General features: G+C 65.3%; 15 protein-coding genes and 1 tRNA gene. 8 read left to right on the forward strand and 8 right to left on the reverse strand.

The features are described from left to right. Window positions 1-107: 107 nt before the first annotated feature. The 3 genes from VUN84_09385 to VUN84_09395 are packed head-to-tail and all read right to left on the reverse strand — an operon-like array spanning window position 108 to window position 2344. A complete protein-coding gene (locus VUN84_09385) occupies window positions 108-1172 on the reverse strand; it encodes a glutathione S-transferase family protein (protein XAS62560.1) in 1065 nt (354 codons plus the stop codon). A 9-nt stretch (window positions 1173-1181) separates the two neighbouring features. Beyond that, window positions 1182-1961, reverse strand: coding sequence for a M50 family metallopeptidase (locus VUN84_09390; protein XAS62561.1), 780 nt, complete (start codon window positions 1959-1961; stop codon window positions 1182-1184). Further along, window positions 1958-2344 carry a TraR/DksA C4-type zinc finger protein gene (locus VUN84_09395; GenBank protein ID XAS62562.1) on the reverse strand — a complete coding sequence of 129 codons (387 nt, stop codon included), beginning with the start codon at window positions 2342-2344 and terminating at the stop codon, window positions 1958-1960. Before VUN84_09395 ends, VUN84_09390 begins: the two co-directional genes overlap by 4 nt. Before the next feature lie 77 nt (window positions 2345-2421). Between VUN84_09395 and malQ the strand changes: the two genes are divergently transcribed. Next, window positions 2422-4602: a 4-alpha-glucanotransferase gene (malQ, locus tag VUN84_09400; protein ID XAS62563.1), complete on the forward strand. Its 2181-nt coding sequence runs from the start codon at window positions 2422-2424 to the stop codon at window positions 4600-4602. Window positions 4603-4937: 335 nt separating this feature from the next. Here the strand turns inward: malQ and VUN84_09405 are convergent, their stop codons facing one another. Genes VUN84_09405 through VUN84_09415 form a run of 3 tightly spaced genes read right to left on the reverse strand, consistent with a single transcriptional unit; the run spans window position 4938 to window position 8241 of the window. Next, window positions 4938-5873: an acetamidase/formamidase family protein gene (locus tag VUN84_09405; GenBank protein XAS62564.1), complete on the reverse strand. Its 936-nt coding sequence runs from the start codon at window positions 5871-5873 to the stop codon at window positions 4938-4940. Next, window positions 5870-7303: an APC family permease gene (locus VUN84_09410; GenBank protein XAS62565.1), complete on the reverse strand. Its 1434-nt coding sequence runs from the start codon at window positions 7301-7303 to the stop codon at window positions 5870-5872. The genes VUN84_09405 and VUN84_09410 overlap by 4 nt, the downstream gene beginning before the upstream one ends. Before the next feature lie 35 nt (window positions 7304-7338). Then, on the reverse strand, window positions 7339-8241 hold the full coding sequence (locus VUN84_09415; GenBank protein ID XAS62566.1) for a proline iminopeptidase-family hydrolase: 903 nt from the start codon (window positions 8239-8241) through the stop codon (window positions 7339-7341). Between the two features lie 89 nt (window positions 8242-8330). On the opposite strand from VUN84_09415, the gene VUN84_09420 reads away from it, so the two are divergent. The 5 genes from VUN84_09420 (at window position 8331) to VUN84_09440 (ending at window position 12308) form a co-directional block, all read left to right on the forward strand. Next, window positions 8331-9101, forward strand: a complete 771-nt coding sequence (locus tag VUN84_09420) for a GntR family transcriptional regulator (protein ID XAS62567.1) — start codon at window positions 8331-8333, stop codon at window positions 9099-9101. A gap of 207 nt (window positions 9102-9308) precedes the next feature. Further along, window positions 9309-9995 carry a nicotinamide riboside transporter PnuC gene (gene pnuC / locus VUN84_09425; GenBank protein ID XAS62568.1) on the forward strand — a complete coding sequence of 229 codons (687 nt, stop codon included), beginning with the start codon at window positions 9309-9311 and terminating at the stop codon, window positions 9993-9995. A 1-nt stretch (window position 9996) separates the two neighbouring features. Continuing rightward, window positions 9997-11106 (forward strand): AAA family ATPase, encoded by a 1110-nt coding sequence (locus tag VUN84_09430; protein ID XAS62569.1) that lies wholly within the window; start codon window positions 9997-9999, stop codon window positions 11104-11106. Then, the gene (locus VUN84_09435) at window positions 11103-11846 is read left to right on the forward strand and encodes an NUDIX domain-containing protein (GenBank protein XAS62570.1); all 744 of its coding nucleotides are present in this window, start codon (window positions 11103-11105) and stop codon (window positions 11844-11846) included. The genes VUN84_09430 and VUN84_09435 overlap by 4 nt, the downstream gene beginning before the upstream one ends. A gap of 150 nt (window positions 11847-11996) precedes the next feature. After that, window positions 11997-12308, forward strand: a complete 312-nt coding sequence (locus tag VUN84_09440) for a hypothetical protein (protein XAS62571.1) — start codon at window positions 11997-11999, stop codon at window positions 12306-12308. A 210-nt stretch (window positions 12309-12518) separates the two neighbouring features. On the opposite strand, the gene VUN84_09445 is transcribed toward VUN84_09440, so the two are convergent. Next, entirely contained in the window at window positions 12519-12929 is a 411-nt protein-coding gene (locus VUN84_09445; protein XAS62572.1) for a hypothetical protein, read from the reverse strand. A gap of 788 nt (window positions 12930-13717) precedes the next feature. On the opposite strand from VUN84_09445, the gene VUN84_09450 reads away from it, so the two are divergent. Further along, entirely contained in the window at window positions 13718-14314 is a 597-nt protein-coding gene (locus VUN84_09450; GenBank protein ID XAS62573.1) for a hypothetical protein, read from the forward strand. 686 nt (window positions 14315-15000) lie between these two features. Here VUN84_09450 and VUN84_09455 read toward each other — a convergent pair. Then, a tRNA-Leu gene (locus tag VUN84_09455) sits at window positions 15001-15083 on the reverse strand. 163 nt (window positions 15084-15246) lie between these two features. Between VUN84_09455 and VUN84_09460 the strand changes: the two genes are divergently transcribed. Next, complete coding sequence (locus VUN84_09460; protein ID XAS62574.1) at window positions 15247-16551, forward strand: M20/M25/M40 family metallo-hydrolase; 1305 nt, start codon at window positions 15247-15249, stop codon at window positions 16549-16551. Window positions 16552-16560: the final 9 nt, after the last annotated feature.

Below are 16560 nucleotides of genomic sequence, written 5' to 3' on the forward strand. Positions count from 1 at the left end.
CAGCCCCGGGGCCGCCGCCGCGGCGTGTGGCGCGGGAGGAAGCTCCATTGCCCCACCCTGGCGCCAGCTTTCCTCGGGCCGGGCAGACCGGCCTGCGCATCCTGACCTCAGCTGGCGCCGTGTCCGGCGGCGATTTCCTCCCCGGGCCGCACGGGCCCGGGGGCTGTGCCGTTACCGAAGGGCCGCCCGCCGAGCGCTTCGCGACCGTGGGCTGAGAGCCAGCCGCCCAGCTCCGGCCCCTTCGGCACGATGCCGGTGGGGTTGATGTCCTCGTGGACGATGTAATAGTGCTGCTTGATCTGCACGAAATCCGTCGTATCCCCGAACCCGGGGGTTTGAAACAGGTCCCGGGCGTATGCCCACAGCGCGGGCATCTCGCTAAGTTTTTGCCGGTTGCACTTGAAATGGCCGTGATAGACGGCGTCGAACCGGGCAAGCGTGGTGAACAGCCGCACGTCTGCCTCGGTGATGGTCTCGCCCACCAGATAGCGCTGCCCGGTGAGCAGCTCCTCAAGCCAGTCCAGGGCGGTCCAGAGCCGGTCATAGGCGGCGTCGTAGGCTTTTTGCGAGCCGGCGAAGCCGCAGCGGTAGACACCGTTGTTGACCTCGGTGAACACGCGCTTGTTGACGGCGTCGATTTCCTCGCGCAGGGCTGCCGGGTACAGGTCCGGGGCGCCGCTCCGGTGGAACTCCGTCCACTCGGTGGAGAAGTCCAGCGTAATTTGGGGGAAGTCGTTGGTCACCACCTTGCCGGTGGAGACCTCCACCATGGCTGGGACCGTGATACCGCGGGGGTAGTCCGGAAAGCGGCGGAAGTACGCTTCCTGGATCCGTTCCATGCCCAGCACCGGGTCCTTGCCCCCCGGGTCCAGGTCAAACGTCCAGGAGCGGGCATCGTGGGTGGGGCCGGGCTGGCCGAGGGAAATGGCATCCTCCAGTCCCAGGAGCCGCCGCACGATGACGGTCCGGTTGGCCCACGGGCAGGCGCGTGCGGCAATCAGCCGATAACGGCCCGGTTCCACCGGCCAGCCCGGCTCGCCATTGGCTCCGGCTGCGCCGTCGCGGGTGATCCGGTCTTCGATGTAGTTGGTGTCGCGGCTGAACTCCTCGCCGCCGGTGACATAGGCACCCTTTGTGCTGAATCCCGGGTTCCGGGTCTGTTCTGCGCTCATGAGCCCACCCTATGCCGGGGAGCCGCCGGCTCCGCGCAACGATGCCCCCGGCAGGGACGCGAACGCCTGCCCCATCGGCTGCCAGGCAAACCAGCAGGCAGCGCCGACGACGGCGGCGAACAGCATGATCCACACCATAGCGGGGATGCCGCTGGCCCGGGAAAGCAGGTGCGCATCCGAGGTGGCCAGCCGGTCCCGGTGCCGCAGGTGCACCTTGATCAGCTTGCCGAGGTCGCGGACAGCGGCGACCAGCAGCGCCAGGCCAAGCACGATCGTGACGTGGCCGTTGAACTCCGGCGGGACGAAGAGCACGAGCATCGCGGCGGCCAGTACCGCGGCGGCGGTAATGAGCAAACCCACGGCGTTACGGATGAACAGCAACGAGGCCAGCAGGATGAGTGTTCCCAGGGACATCGCCGCCGGACCCCAGCCGTTGAAGCCGCTCCACACCATGGCCGCGCCCACGACGGCCGGCACCGGGTAGCCCCAGAACGTGGACCAGATGGCTGCGAGGGGGCGCCGGCTGTACGTGGTGGTGGTGCCGGAATGATCCAGGCTCAACCGGATGCCGCCGAGGCGCTGTCCTGTCATCAGGGCCGCGAAGGCGTGGCCGAGTTCATGGGTCACGGTTGCCAGGAGCCCGAAGTACCGCCAGGTGGCGCGCGGCAGCGAGAGGACGACGGCGAGCAGGACCACCAGCGCAAGTTCGGTGCCGGTGACGTGCGGGACGGGGGAGTGGGTGAACCCGGCGACAATGCGGCTCCACCAGGTTCCGACGGCGTCGGTCATGAGGTGGTCCCCGGTTTCGTTCCGCTGGGGCCGGCAGGACCGGAACTGTGCCGGATGCAGAAGGGCGTCCACGGCCTGGCTTCAAGCCGGCCGTGTGCAATCTGCTCACCGCACACGGCACAGATGCCATACGTGCCGGCGTCGATCCGTTCCAAAGCTGCCTCGATCTGGATGAGGCCCTGCCGGCTTTGCTCCAGCAGGGCCGAGGCCTGGGACAACTCAAACGCGATGGTCGTGCCCTCGGGATCGTGTTCGTCATCGACGTTAGAGTCCTGCCGGGCGGCATTCACCGCGGTGATGTCCCGGCTGAGGGCGGGCAGGAGGGTCAGTTTCCGGCGGCGCTCCTCCTGGAGGAGAACCCGGAACCGTTCGACGTCGATCATAGGCTGCAAGGCTAGCGTGGACGGGGGAGCCGCTCCTAAAACTGCCGGGAGCCGGCAGCAGCGTCTAGAGTGGCCCCATGGTTGAGGGTATGCACGACAGCAATGGTCCTGATGCAACGGCACTGCTGAGGAAACTCGCGCAGGCCCACGGGGTGGGAATTTCCTATTGGGGCTGGGACGGCGTCGAACGTTCAGTCGCAGATCATACGCTCCGCAGCGTTCTCGCCGCGCTGGGCATCCCCGCGGGTGACGCGGATGAGATGGAGCGCTCGCTGGCTGAGGCCAGGCTGGCGCCGTGGCGGCGGCTGCTGCCGCCGGTCGCTGTCGCCCGCGAAGGGCAGGAGCTGTTAGTCAACGTCCATGTACCGCACGGCAGCGCCGTGCGGGTCTGGATCACTGCAGAGGACGGCGGCAGCTACGAACTCAGCCAGCGGGAGAATTGGGAGGCTCCGGTGGACCTGGACGGCGTCCTCACCGGCCGGGCCACCTTCGCGGTCCCTGACGTGGTTCCGCTCGGCTGGCACACGCTGCTGGCGGATAACGAGGGAACGGTGGCGCAGTGCCCGCTCATTGTCACCCCGCAAAGCCTCGGTACCACCCGGGCGCTCGCCGGCCGGCGGAACTGGGGGCTGACCGCGCAGCTTTATTCCGTGCGGTCCTCCCGTTCGTGGGGCATTGGCGACTTCACGGATCTTGCGGACCTCGCCGCCTTGACGGGGCAGGAGGGCGCAGGGTTCCTGCTGGTCAACCCCCTGCACGCCGCCGAACCCCGGCCACCGGTCGAGGATTCGCCGTACCTGCCGACCACCCGGCGGTTCGTTAACCCCCTCTACCTCCGGGTCGAGGAAATCCCTGAGTACGGTTATCTCGACTCGAGGGGCCGGGCTGAGGTGGCACGGCTGGCCCACGTCCAGCACGCAGCGAACCACAGCACCGGCCTGTTGGACCGGAACGGAAGTTTCGGCGCGAAACTGGCAGCGCTCGAGCTGGTGTTCGCTGTGCCGCGGGGCCCGGCCCGTGACCTCCAGTTTGCGGACTTCTGCACCGGCCAGGGCCAGGGACTCGACGACTACGCGCTCTGGTGCGCACTCGCCGAGAAGCTGCCCCCGGGCGCCCGGCAATGGGCTGCGGAAGCCTCCGGCCCCGACACCCCCTACTGCAAGGAGCAACGGACGCTGCTGGCCGGCCGGATTGAGTTCCACCGCTGGCTGCAGTGGCTCTGCGACGCCCAGCTGGAGGACGCCCAGCGTACGGCCCGCCAGGCGGGCATGGAGATCGGCGTCATCCACGATCTGGCGGTGGGGGTAAAGCGGGGCGGCTCGGACGACTGGTCGCTGGCAGGAGTGCTCGCCAGGGACGTCACCGTCGGGGCGCCGCCGGACATGTTCAACCAGCAGGGACAGGACTGGACCCAGCCGCCCTGGCATCCGGGGCGGCTCGCGGAATCGGGGTACGCCGCCTACCGGGACATGCTCAGGACCGTACTGCGCCACGCGGGCGGCATCCGGGTGGACCACATCCTGGGGTTGTTCCGGCTGTGGTGGATTCCGGCCGGCGCCGGGCCGCAGCACGGCACGTACGTCTATTACGACCACGAGGCACTGATCGGCATCCTGGCTCTGGAAGCACAGCGGGCCGGCGCGATCGTCATTGGCGAGGACCTGGGCGTATTCGAGCCGTGGGTCAGGGACTACCTGGCCGAACGCGGGATTTTCGGCACCTCGATCCTGTGGTTCGAGCACGACGCCGACGGCCCGATTCCGCCGGAACAGTACCGGCAGCAGTGCCTGACGAGCGTCAATACCCATGACCTGCCCCCGACTGCCGGGTACCTGGCCGGCGAGCACGTCACCCTCCGCGAATCGTTGGGCCTGCTGCAGCGGCCCGTGGCGGAAGAACGGGCCGAAGCCGCCGCCGAGCAGGAGGCAGTGCTGCGCCTGGTGCGCGACCGTGGGCTGCTGCCTGAGCCGGGCCACGTGGATGTGCAGGGCACGGTCGAGGCCTTGTATGCATTCACTGCGCTGGCGCCCTCGTCCCTGCTCGGCGTCGCCCTCGTCGACGCGGTGGGCGAAACCCGCACGCAGAACCAGCCCGGAACCAGCACACAATATCCCAACTGGCGGGTACCGCTGGCCGGACCCCGGGGGCCGGTCCTGTTGGACGCCCTGCCGACCGATAGCAGTTTCCGTTCCCTGGTGGGCACCATCCGGTCCGCGCTGCGTCCGGGCAGCGAGGGCAGCGGTGCCGGCCGGCCCTAACCGGCACCCCCGCACGCAGCTGACCTTGCAGGCCCGACCTTGCTGACCTGACTTTGCTGACCTGACTTAGCTGACCTGACTTGGGTTGGCTGGGCGCACTGGCGCCCACCTGACGGGAAGAGTGTTGGGAATCCCCTCGATGAACTGAACCGGCACCCCGCCGCGGAACTCTGGCCGGAGCCGGGCACGGGCGGCGGCTGACCTGCAGCCCGCCGGCCGGACCCGGGTTTCCGGCGGGCGTTCCGGCTGAGAGTACGAATTGTGGTGAAGGACAGCCTGAGCCTGCCGACGAAGATCATCGGCAGGCTCAGCCTGTTGGGCGGTTCTGATGAAAACTACGGCTCCAGCACGCTCTTGGGCAGGTGGTGGACCGTGACTGCCCCGATGGGTGTGAACGGATGGAGCGGGTCCGGGACCGCCGAGCCGGTGGGACCGCCGAGCCGTGAGTGCCCGACTGCACTGAGCACGGCGTACGCGTCGCCGCGTTGCCAGCCGTGGTCCGTGACGAGGAAATCAAACATGTCCTCGTAACCGCGGGTGATGCTTTCCTGGACGGGGTCGCCCAGGCCGACGAATATCCATTCCTCTTCAGTCTCGATTCGCGGGGCGCGCAGAGTCATCGCTTTTGCCAGTTCGACGCTGATGATGGCGGTTCCCTCGGCTTCGATGGCCACAAAAGAAGACTCCCCTTCCGCCATCAGGGCGTGGATGTCGCCGATGGAGAGATAGGCGCCGTTCACCATGACGGGAAGGTAAACCTTTGAGCCCGGCCGGCACCCGGTGAGGTCCATGTTGCCGCCGCCGGCGAAACTTGGCATGACCGTGGAGTTTCCGCCCCCGGCCGGGGCCGTGCCAATGCAGCCGATCATGGGCTTGGCGTCGAAGGTGTGCCTGTCGGTGACGTGCACGCCGGCTGCGTCGATGGGGATCCGACGGGTGAACATCTCCGTGCCCATCACATGGCTCAGGGCTCCGGTCCCCGGCAGGCTGACCGACCAGCCAACATCTTTCAGGAGGATCTCGTGAATGGTGACGATCAAAGCGTCGCCTGGCTCCGCTCCTTCCACGAAGACCGGCCCGGTAACCGGGTTGATACCAACGCTGAGCTGGTCAAGGTCGTGGTGTTCGTGGAGTTCCGAGTAAACAGCGTCGCTTGTTTCGAAGGCGATTCGCTCCCCGGTTCCGGGAGTGATTTTCAGCGCAGGTTCCTCGCCCGAGGAGAAGGAGAATTTCCCGTGCGATTTGTTGAGGAAGTAGTCGGCGGTAGTCACAGCTGGGACTCCGTTCCGCTGAGTGCCGGCTCCGGGTTGCTGCTGCCGTCATCCGTCAGGTTCGTCGTCCGGCCGGTGAACTTGTAGTAGGCGAAGACCGCGGCGCCGACGACAAGCCAGATTGCGCCTCCGATTTTCGCCTCCGGCGCTGCATTGAGCAGGACATAGCCAATGATCAGGAAGCCGAGGATGGGCACCACAAGATGCAACAGGTAGTTTGTCGATTTTTTCCGCACCACATAGTGAACGATTACCGAGAGGTGCAGGAGCATGAACCCGAAGAGTGCCCCGAAGTTCACGAGAGCGGAAATGACGTCGATTTGTCCCACAAAGAACAGGACGAGCACCGCGGAAACGGCCGAGACCAGGATGATGGCATTCCGGGGCACCTGGCGGGTGTCGATCCGGGACAGGAACTTCGGCAACTGGCGGTCCCGGCTCATTGAGTACAGGAGCCGGGAGGTGGCGGCCTGCGCGGCCATGGCGTTTGCAACACCGATCGCAAGCACATTCACGACGAAAAAGGCTGTCATCCAGCCCGTGCTTGAGGCGGCCTCAACGATGGTGAAGAACGCATTGCCTACCTCATCGTCATTGAACGAGGCCCGTCCTGCTGCCAGTGCACTCGCGAGCCAGGTCTGCACGATGAACAGGAAAGCAACGAGGAAGAGGGCCAGGATCATGGCCCGGCCAGCGGCATTACGGCCGCCGGTCGCTTCCTCTGACATGGTGGAAATGCCGTCAAATCCGAGGAAGCTCAACACTGCGATCGAGAGCGCCGAGGCGATCAGGGGTCCTGTTACTTTGCTTGCGTCCCAGATCGGGTTCATCGTCAGTTCAGCGCCCGGCACGGTGTGCGTTGTCAGGGCGTTGATGGCGATGATGACGAAGATCACCACAAAGATCAGTTCAATCGCGAGGAAGATCCGGTTCATTCGCTTGATCGAGCTGATTCCGAGCAGATTGATGGCGGTGTTGACCGCCACGAAAATCAGCGCCCACAACCAGCGCGGCGACTCGGGGAAGATCCCCACCATCGATTCAGCCGCGAACACATACAGCAAAGTCGGGACGAGGAGGTAGTCCAGCAGGATTGCCCAGCCGGCGAAGAACCCGGCCGTGGGATGGATCCCCCGGCCTACGTAGGAGAACACCGAGCCTGCGAGCGGAATGGACCTTGCCATCTGCTGGTATGCCAAGGCAGTGAAGATCATGGCCACAAGGCCGATGAGGTAAACGAGCGGGACCATGCCTCCCGCCGCGTTGTACACGACGCCGAAGATCGCCCAGGGCGCGATAGGCACCATGAAAACGAGCCCGTAGACGAGCAGATCCGTGGTGGAAACAGAACGTTTCAGCTCCTGTTTGTAGCCGAAGGCCTCGAGTTGCTGTTGGGGGCTGAGCTCGGGGGAGCTGGTGGAATTTGCCATCGGGATCTTTCTGCGAGGGGTTGGTTGTTGTGGTGCTAGGGGTGGTCGTGGCGGGCCAGATGGTTGGCGATGACGGCCCGGAACGCCTCGGGCTGTTCCAGGTGTGAGCAGTGGCTGGCCCCGGGAAAGACATGACTGGCGGCACCGGGAATATTGGCGGCGAAGGGTGCCCAGGTCGCGGGGGTCGCCTCGTCGTATTCGCCGGCGACTACCAGGGTCGGGGCCGTGACCCGGTGCAGTTGGTCGATGATGGTCCAGTTGCGCAGCGTCCCGATTACATGGAACTCGTTAGGGCCGTTCATCGTGTGGTACACCGTGGGTTCGGCCTCCATCTGGGCTTCGCTCTCATCCAGGTCACGGGGAAAAGGCGTGAGACGGCAGACGTGGCGCTCGTAGAAGGCCAGGGTCGCGGCAACATACTCCGGGTCCGTTACCGTGCCGGCGTGCTCATGGCGCACCAGCGCATCCTGGGTCTCCCGGGGCAATTGGCCCCGGAGTTCAGTTGCGGCCTCTGCCCACAGCTCCATTGAGGCAGGTGAGTTGCAGATGGAAAGACTCGCCAGCCCGGGTGGCCGGCGCACCGCAATTTCCGCGCCCAGCATCCCGCCCCAGGACTGTCCCAGGATGTGGAAGTCACCGATCCGGAAGTGGGCGAGAAGATTATGGAACTCTTCAACAAACAACCGGGGAACCCAAAAGTCGGCGGGAGCCTCCGGCAGATGTGTACTGTTTCCGCAACCCAGCTGGTCATAGAGGATGACCGTGCGGCCGGTATCCGTCAGCTCCGCCAGGTTCTTCAAATAGTTGTGGGCCATGCCCGGGCCCCCGTGAAGCACGATGAGGGGGAGCGCGCCGGGCACGGGGACGTCCGGGTCAAACAGCGCGGCCCACGTCTCCCAATCGCGGAATGGAATTCTGTGGGTAGTGAGTGTGGTCACACGGGATCCTTCAGTCGGCGGTGAGGATCATCTTCGCCCATAAATGGTCTGATTCCAAGACCTTTAATAAATTTCGATAGGTTGGTTCCATGGGCAAGAGCAAAGACGACGGTCCGGAAGGGGCGCTGGGCGTGCCGTTGGCCGCCATGTCCCGGGCGGATGAAATCACCGACCGGCTAATCACGGCAATCGCCGTGGGGGAGTATCTGCCGGGTGCGCGCCTGCCCTCGGAACGGGACCTGGCGAAGTCCCTGCAGGTGGGCCGGATGACGGTGCGGGCGGCCCTCGGCCGGCTGGTTGACCAGGGCCTGCTTTCCACCCAGCGCGGCCGCGCGGGCGGCTCGTTCGTCCGGGAACAGTGGACGACGGCGTCCAGCGCATCGGTGCACAGGACGCTTTCGACGCGCTGGGAATCCTTGCGCGACACCTGTGAGGCCATGGTCCATTTACACGGGACGATCGCCCGGGCAGCGGCAGAGAACCGGACGGATGCTGATGCTGCTGTCCTCCGGGAGCGGCTGGAAGCCTACCGGGCGGCAGACTCGGGCAGCGCCTCGCAGAAGGCCGATGAGCGGCTGCATATGGCGATTGCCGAAGCGGCCCACAATGTGACCTTGCCACGGATCCTTCTGGAGCTCGAGGCCCAGATCGGGCTTGCCGCCCCCGCCCATCTCTGGGGCTTTCCCGAGGGGATGCGCGAGATGGAGCTGCGCGCCCTGGCTGATCATGAACGGCTCGTCGACGCCATCTGCCTGCAGCGCGCGGCCGAAGCCGGATCGATCGGCCTGACGCATGCACGGATCGATATCGAGCTCCTGGAGGCGGCGCTGAACAGAGCCCGCGCAGGCGGAGTCTCCTGATTCAGGCGGACAGGCCACGGACTGAATTTGACGCGTTCGAAGGCGTCCAGGACAAGATGGTCGAAAGAACAAGACCAGGCAGTTGCTATTGCCTCACGGCCACCCATCGGCCGGCATGCAGGCCGGGTTCGATCGCCCGTTGTTATCAAAATGAGAATAACCCTGCTACCTTGTTATTATCAGATTGATAATAATGAAGGGAAGATCATGAATGCCCTGTTGAACTGGATGAACTCCGCAGCGATTCCCAACCTCCTCGGCAACCCCGTGAGCTGGATCGAACTCATCGGCTTTCTCACCGGCGCCGCATGCGTCTTCGGGGTGGCACGGCAGAAAGTGTGGAACTGGCCCGTCGGTATTCTGAACAACCTGGCATTCCTCATCCTGTTCCTGGGCGCCGGTCTGTACGGTGACACGGCGCTGCAGGTGGTTTTCGGCGTCGTCGGCGCGTATGGCTGGTTCAACTGGGCCCGCGGCAACAAGGACACTGCGGGCAGAGACGACCTGCGGATCCGGGGCGCCAGCCGCGCGGAAGCCAGCTGGGGGGTCATAGCCGCCCTGGCCGCCACCGGCGTCGTAGGCGCCGTCCTGGCCGCTGAAACCAACTCCACCGTCCCCTGGCCAGACGCCTTTGTCCTGGCCGCATCCCTTGTCGCCACTTACGGGCAGGCCAAGAAGATCCTCCAGCACTGGTACGTCTGGATCGTCGTCGACCTCGTCTCCATTCCGCTGTACCTCACCAAGGACCTGACGTTGACCGCAATCCTGTACGCCGGCTTTCTTGCTCTTTGCGTCTACGGGCTCTTCGACTGGAAGCGCACCCGCCGGACGGTAGCGACGGCAAGCGTCACGCCCGGGAACTCCTCCAACGCAGCCGTTACGGCAGGTGCCTGAGATGTTCAAGAACGCCATGGTCATCGGAAAGTTTTACCCGCCCCACGCCGGTCATACCCATTTGATCCGAACCGCAGCCGGACAGTCCGAACACCTCTCCGTCCTGGTCCTGGGTAACCGCTTTGAATCCGTCACGGTCGCTGACCGCACCATGTGGCTCCAGGAGGAGTTCGCCGGCGCCAAGGGGGTGCAGATCGTGGGAATGCGCAACGACTGCCCGGAGGACTACTCCTCTGCCGAGATCTGGAAGGCCCAGACCGAAGTGATGCGTCTGGCCCTCAAGAGCCGCGGGGTCACCGGTATCGATGCTGTCTTCACCTCCGAGGACTATGGTGGCCAGCTGGCCAAGGCCTTCGACGCCGAGCACGTCCTGGTTGACCTGTCCCGGGCCACGTACCCGATCAGCGGAACCTTGTGCCGCGAAGACCCCGGATCCGCGTGGCCCTGCATCATCGCCCCCGCCCGCCAGAAACTGGCGACCCGCATCATCGTCGTCGGCGCGGAATCAACCGGCACCACCACCCTCACCGGCCAGCTCATGGAGCACTACCGGCAACAATTCCCGCGGCTTGCCGGCGTCCCTGAATACGGCCGGCAGTACACTTACGACAAATTTAAGGCCCTCCGCGAAGGGAAGCCCGGGGCCGTGCTGGCTGACATGGTCTGGACGTCCGAGGACTTCGCCCGCATCGGAGCCCGGCAAAACGAACTTGAGAACAACGCCGCGGACGCCAGCCCCCTGGTCATCGCCGATACCGATGCCCTGGCCACCACGCTGTGGGAGCGGTATTACCTCGGGGAAGGCAGCTTTGGCTCCTACAACGCTGCAGACCACCTCCCTCCCCGGGATCTCTACCTGATCACCGACCACGTCGGGGTGCCCTTCGAAGACGACGGCTGGAGGGAAGGCGAGCACCGTCGTGCCGACATGACAGAGTGGTTCAAAGAGACGCTCACCGAAGAAGGCCATTCCTGGATCCTGCTGACCGGAGACAAAAGCACCCGCGCCAGGACGGCCATCCAGATAACTGACCTTGTGCTGGCCCAGCGCAGCAGCTTCACCTCCCCGCCCTGGTCCCGCCGTACCCTCGTTGAAGGAGCAAGCGCATGAGCCGCGATGCGAGCAGCGAGAAGCAATTCCTCAGCACCTACCAGCCCGGCGACTACCCCGCGATCGCCCTGACAGCGGACCTGGTGGTGCTAGCCGTCGCTGGCGGGAAACTGCACACGGCGCTGGTACACCGCGGAGGGCACCCGTTCAAGGGCACCCTGGCGCTGCCCGGAGGGTTCGTCGGTCCGCACGAATCCGCGGAACAGGCGGCCCACCGGGAGCTGGCCGAAGAAACGGGTCTCGAACTCCGGCGACTGCCGGTGCACCTGGAGCAGCTGGCCACCTACAGCGCCCCGGACCGGGATCCGCGCATGCGGGTCGTTTCCGTCGCACACTTGGCCCTGCTGGCAACCGACGGCCAACAATTGCCGGCGATGATGGCCGGTACCGATGCCGTGGCCGCCGAATGGCACCCCGTGCATGAAGTCCTCAAGCAACCGCTGGCGTTCGATCACGCGATCATCCTCCGCGACGGGCTGGACCGACTGGCGGGAAAAATGGAATACACCACCATCGCTGCCCGGCTGGTGCCGCAGGAGTTCACCATGACCGCACTGCGCGCCGTCTACGACGCGGTCTGGAACACCACCATGTCCGCCGGCAATTTCACCCGCAAGATGCTCCCTCAACTCGAAGACTCCGGCCGGAAGTCCAGATCCGCTCCAGGGGCGCCGGCTGCCTTGTTCACCGCCAGTGCCAGGCACATCCATCCTCCGCTGACCAGGCCGAGGCAGGGCTAACCCGGACGCAGGGCGCCTGCATCTTCCTGTTTCCCGGACGGCGCCGGCTCCCGTGCATCCCGGCATCGTGCCGGGCCCGCCCGGCCCTACCGGGACGGTGAGTGATGGCCCTATCGTGGTCCTGACACAGGCCGAAGGAGAGGGGCGACGATGTTCACCCTGCAGATCAGCTATCCGGTCCGGGACTACGAGAAGTTTAGGAAAGTATTCGACGTTGATCCCGCTGGCCGTGCCGCCTCCGGGGCCCGGTCTGTCCGCCTGCTCCGGGATGTAGACGATCACAACAGTGTGGTCGTGCACCTTGACTATGATTCCAAAGACGCTGCGAGCGCCTTCCTGGCACGCCTCCGCAGTCAGGTGTGGGAAAAGCCCGAGGTAATGGGGGATCTGATGACAGCGTCGCCAACAGCGATAATTTTTGAGGGGATGGCCCGCGAGGGTCAGGGTTCGCTGAGCGGCTAAGTCCATTAAGTGCGGAGGACGGGCCGGGGTCTTCCAAGGGCGGTGAACACGCTGCCCGCGCCGCCGGCTGCTGTCTCCGGGCGGGCGCGAGTCTGGGGCCGCAGGCCACCCCTTAACCCTCAACCGGGACCTGGCCGCAGGCCCGGGAATCAGAAGGAAGAAGCACTCATCGGCGTATAAAGCGGTGCCGGCCGGACCGTGCAGTTCGGGTCAGGTGACTCTGACGGGGAGGAGGTCGTAGGTGTTGTCGCAGCCATCGCGCGGCGGCGTGCGTCCGATCGCATACAGCCGGTCGCTGATGGACTGGTCCGGTTTGGCGGCGACGACGCGGATCCGGGGGAGTGGGGTTGGTGCGTTGTCGGGTTGGGCGTACGGCCGGGCTTGCGGAACAAACCACCGGCCGGAACCGTCGTGGGTCACCGGTACCGGGTCACAGCGGTCGTTGACGCCGAAGCAGGCGGAGACGGACGTGCCGGCGGGCAGGGCTGAGAGGTCGAGCTCGACCGGGCCAAGGTTGACGAAGCCCACGGCGGGGCAGACGATTGGGTCCGGAGTGCAACCGGACGCAGTGAGCACCAACGTCGGGAGCACCAACAGCAATGCCGAAGACTTGGCCTTCATGGCATCAGCGTAACGCCGCCCTGCACGAATGACGAAGGCTTCCGGCAGCCGGTCAGCCGTCCCATGTCATGCGTGCGGACCCGGGACCGGCCCCTCAGCGCGCCGCGAGAGCCCGGAATTCCTCGACGAGCTCCGGGTCCCGCACAAACGGGTGAACGCCTCGATGCGCATCTCGATCTCCTTGCCCAACAGCCAAGCGCCGACCGGCTCTGCGATAGGCCGCAACCAGGCCGGGCGGCGAGTGCATGTATATTTCCGGAGAGCGCCGTCGAGCCAGCCCTGCGCACCGTCCGGGCCGACCAGCTGGCCATCAATAGAGTCCTGGAAGCCGTCGACGTCCGCTGGTGGTCCCACAGCCCGGTCCGCGCGGTCTTCGTCGTCACCGAGATCAGCCCGCCGGGAACGGCATGCTGGCCGTGACGTTCTCCACTAAATTCGGCATGGAGCGCACCCGTCTGGTCCGCCCGGACCGCCGCTTCCCGGTGGCCCAGCAGTAACGCCCGCAGCACCGGAGCCGGCCGATGCTGCCTTCGACACCGACTGCCGCAATTGCCTTCAATCCCACAAAAATGACTGACTGGATGGTGGGCCAGATGAGCGCGCAGGTGTCGTGGACCCCGGACAAGGACATGACGCGGTTTACCACGTGCGGACGTCATCGAGGCGAAAGGGTCGGAGCGTCACTCCGAGCACACCAGATGTCCACACCACTTCAGCCGGGCAGCCTGCGCCGTCGGGCGGTTCAGCACCTGTAATCTGACACCGAAACCACTACCTATGGGGGACCATTGACCGAGAACATTCCGCCGATCCCGTCTGCGCCGCAACCCGAGGGCTACGCGTCGCCTGCACCCTTCGGCCCCACCGCCGGCAATGCGCCTCCCTACGGGCCGCCTCAGCCTGGCGTCCAGGCGCCGCCGGCACCCTACGGCCAACAGCAGTACGCGCAGCCCCAGTACGTGCCGTACCCGCCGCAGCAGTACGCGCCCCCGGCGCCGTGGAAGATGGGTCCACCGAAGCCCAAGTCCTCCGGCCACCGGGTAGCTTCCGGCATCGTCGGGATCGTGCTCGGTGTCTGGCTGTTGATGCCGTCCATCGCAGGATTCAGCAACGGCAGCAGCACGGCGTTCATGGCGTTCCTCGTCCTGGTCGCAGCTCTGGGCAACCTCACGGCCGGCATCATCCTGCTGGCCAACCAGAGAGGCCGAGGCCCGGGCGCGCCGATAACTTCCCTGAGCTTCGCAGGGTTCGCCCTCCTGCTGGGCCTCATCGGACTCGCCGTGTCCTATTTTGGTGCCGCCCTGTTCCTGTCCTCACTGATCCTGGCCGCCCCGGTTCTCATCGTCATGGGTATCGGTCTTTCACGGGAGAAGCGCAGCGCCTGAGCCTGCAGCCGGCACCTGGCACCGGTCGACGACGAGGGCTGCTTAACTTCCCACCATGGACCCATGTGCTGACACAACATCAATCCACGAATTGATGAAGGACGAGACCCGGCGCGGGACGTTATCGTTTATCCACGGTGAAGGCTCGCTGCCGTATTACGAGGCACTCCGCAAAGAGGGGCCCATGAAAGAAGCTGACACGGCGGCCTATGCCTCGCTGACAGCAAACCGTATGCCGGACGCTGTCCCCGTTCTCTCATCAGGCGTTCAACCTAACGGGCAGGGGGCCCGTGGCGTCCGTCTCCTTGGACAGCCGGGCCGACAAGGAGCAGATGATCAACGAGGCCATCGTACGGACGCTGAAGGGCAACGGGCTGGTCGCGTGACCATTGCGTCAGCAATGGGGCAGCCCGGCATCCCTCGGTAGCGTCGGATCGTATATCCTCCGACCGTAAGCAGCGAGATGTGGTTCTTGATCATGCGGGACACTGTGTAGACGCCCCGGTAGTGAGCCTTGACGCTCTCCAGTGCTGAGTCGATGTCGTTGCCGTGCGCCTTGAGGACAGTGCGAAGCAACGTGGCGCTCTCTTCGGAGTCCAGCGTCCGCGTGGGTGATACGGGAGCTCGCGTGGGCGGGGACAGGAAAAAACCCCCGGAATCCTTGGATTCCAGGGGTTTTTTCTTTGTGCGCGGAGGGGGACTTGAACCCCCACCCCCTTTCGAGGACTAGCACCTCAAGCTAGCGCGTCTGCCATTCCGCCACCCGCGCAGGTGGTATTCGGTGAACCTTTTCGCCTTTCAGCGTTTCGGTTTTCTCCGAAGCAGCGAGAAAGACTCTAGCATGAAGTTTCCGGAAACAAATAATCGGGGCCCGGCGGGACATGTGGGTAGGCTGAAGCGAGCAACCGACCCGATGCCACGAGGAGCGAGACATGACTGAAATCAGGCCCGAGGACGAGGTCGTCAGGATCTGCCAGGAACTCATCCGGATCGACACCTCCAACTATGGGGACGGCTCCGGCCCGGGGGAGCGGGCAGCCGCCGAGTACACCGCGGGACTGATGACGGAAGTCGGACTGGACGCAGAAATCTTCGAGTCCGCCCCGGGCCGCGCCAGTGTGGTGACCAGGCTTGCCGGCGAGGACCCATCCGCCAGCGCCCTGGTGGTCCACGGGCATCTGGATGTGGTTCCGGCGCTGCGCGATCAGTGGTCGGTGGATCCCTTCGGCGCGGAACTCAAGGACGGCATGATCTGGGGCCGCGGCGCCGTGGACATGAAGGACATGGACGCCATGATCCTCGCCGTTCTGCGGAACTTCGCCCGCACCGGGCGCAAGCCCAAGCGGGACCTGATTTTCGCCTTCTTCGCCGACGAGGAAGCCGGCGGCACCTACGGGGCCCGGTATGCCATCGAAAAGCGGCCCGAACTGTTCGACGGTGCCACCGAGGCTATCTCCGAAGTGGGCGGCTTCTCCGCCACCATCGGCGGCCAGCGCACCTATCTGCTCCAGACCGCCGAGAAAGGCCTCTCCTGGCTCCGGCTCGTCGCCCACGGCCGGGCAGGGCACGGCTCACAGATCAACACAGACAATGCCGTCACCAGGCTCGCCAGTGCCGTCTCACGGATCGGCGAATACCGCTGGCCGGTGGAGTTGACGCCCACCACCCGGCAGTTCCTTGACGGCGTGACGGAACTCACCGGCGTGGAATTTGATCCCGATGATCCGGACAAGATCCTGAAAGAGCTGGGGACCGTGGCTCGCTTCGTCGGGGCTACGCTGCAGAACACCACCAATCCCACCCTGCTCAAGGGCGGCTACAAGCACAACGTCATCCCCGAATCGGCCGAGGCCCTGATCGACTGCCGCACCCTTCCCGGCCAGGAACAGCAGGTCCTGGAAACCGTCCGCGAACTCGCCGGCAAGGGCGTGGATGTGAGCTACGTTCACAACGACGTGTCCTTGGAGGTTCCCTTCGCCGGCAACCTCGTGGACTCCATGATCGACGCGCTGCATTCCCAGGACCCGGGCGCCAAGGTACTGCCCTACACCCTCTCCGGCGGCACGGACAACAAGTCCTTGAGCCGGCTCGGCATCACCGGTTACGGCTTCGCGCCGCTGCAATTGCCCGATGAACTGGACTTCACCGGGATGTTCCACGGTGTGGACGAGCGGGTTCCCACCGAGTCGCTGAAATTCGGCGCACGGGTGCTCGATACCCTGCTCACCAACTACTGAGTCCGGAGA

Source organism: Micrococcaceae bacterium Sec5.8 (assembly GCA_039636775.1).
Taxonomy (GTDB): Bacteria; Actinomycetota; Actinomycetes; order Actinomycetales; family Micrococcaceae; genus Arthrobacter.

What these genes read in the sequence shown, in the direction of transcription:
- VUN84_09385 (XAS62560.1), bottom strand. Translation starts at nt 1,172, where the DNA reads ATGAGCGCAGAACAGACCCGGAACCCGGGATTCAGCACAAAGGGTGCC.
- VUN84_09390 (XAS62561.1), bottom strand. Translation starts at nt 1,961, where the DNA reads ATGACCGACGCCGTCGGAACCTGGTGGAGCCGCATTGTCGCCGGGTTC.
- VUN84_09395 (XAS62562.1), bottom strand. Translation starts at nt 2,344, where the DNA reads ATGATCGACGTCGAACGGTTCCGGGTTCTCCTCCAGGAGGAGCGCCGC.
- malQ (XAS62563.1), top strand. Translation starts at nt 2,422, where the DNA reads ATGGTTGAGGGTATGCACGACAGCAATGGTCCTGATGCAACGGCACTG.
- VUN84_09410 (XAS62565.1), bottom strand. Translation starts at nt 7,303, where the DNA reads ATGGCAAATTCCACCAGCTCCCCCGAGCTCAGCCCCCAACAGCAACTC.
- VUN84_09420 (XAS62567.1), top strand. Translation starts at nt 8,331, where the DNA reads ATGGGCAAGAGCAAAGACGACGGTCCGGAAGGGGCGCTGGGCGTGCCG.
- pnuC (XAS62568.1), top strand. Translation starts at nt 9,309, where the DNA reads ATGAATGCCCTGTTGAACTGGATGAACTCCGCAGCGATTCCCAACCTC.
- VUN84_09430 (XAS62569.1), top strand. Translation starts at nt 9,997, where the DNA reads ATGTTCAAGAACGCCATGGTCATCGGAAAGTTTTACCCGCCCCACGCC.
- VUN84_09435 (XAS62570.1), top strand. Translation starts at nt 11,103, where the DNA reads ATGAGCCGCGATGCGAGCAGCGAGAAGCAATTCCTCAGCACCTACCAG.
- VUN84_09440 (XAS62571.1), top strand. Translation starts at nt 11,997, where the DNA reads ATGTTCACCCTGCAGATCAGCTATCCGGTCCGGGACTACGAGAAGTTT.
- VUN84_09445 (XAS62572.1), bottom strand. Translation starts at nt 12,929, where the DNA reads ATGAAGGCCAAGTCTTCGGCATTGCTGTTGGTGCTCCCGACGTTGGTG.
- VUN84_09460 (XAS62574.1), top strand. Translation starts at nt 15,247, where the DNA reads ATGACTGAAATCAGGCCCGAGGACGAGGTCGTCAGGATCTGCCAGGAA.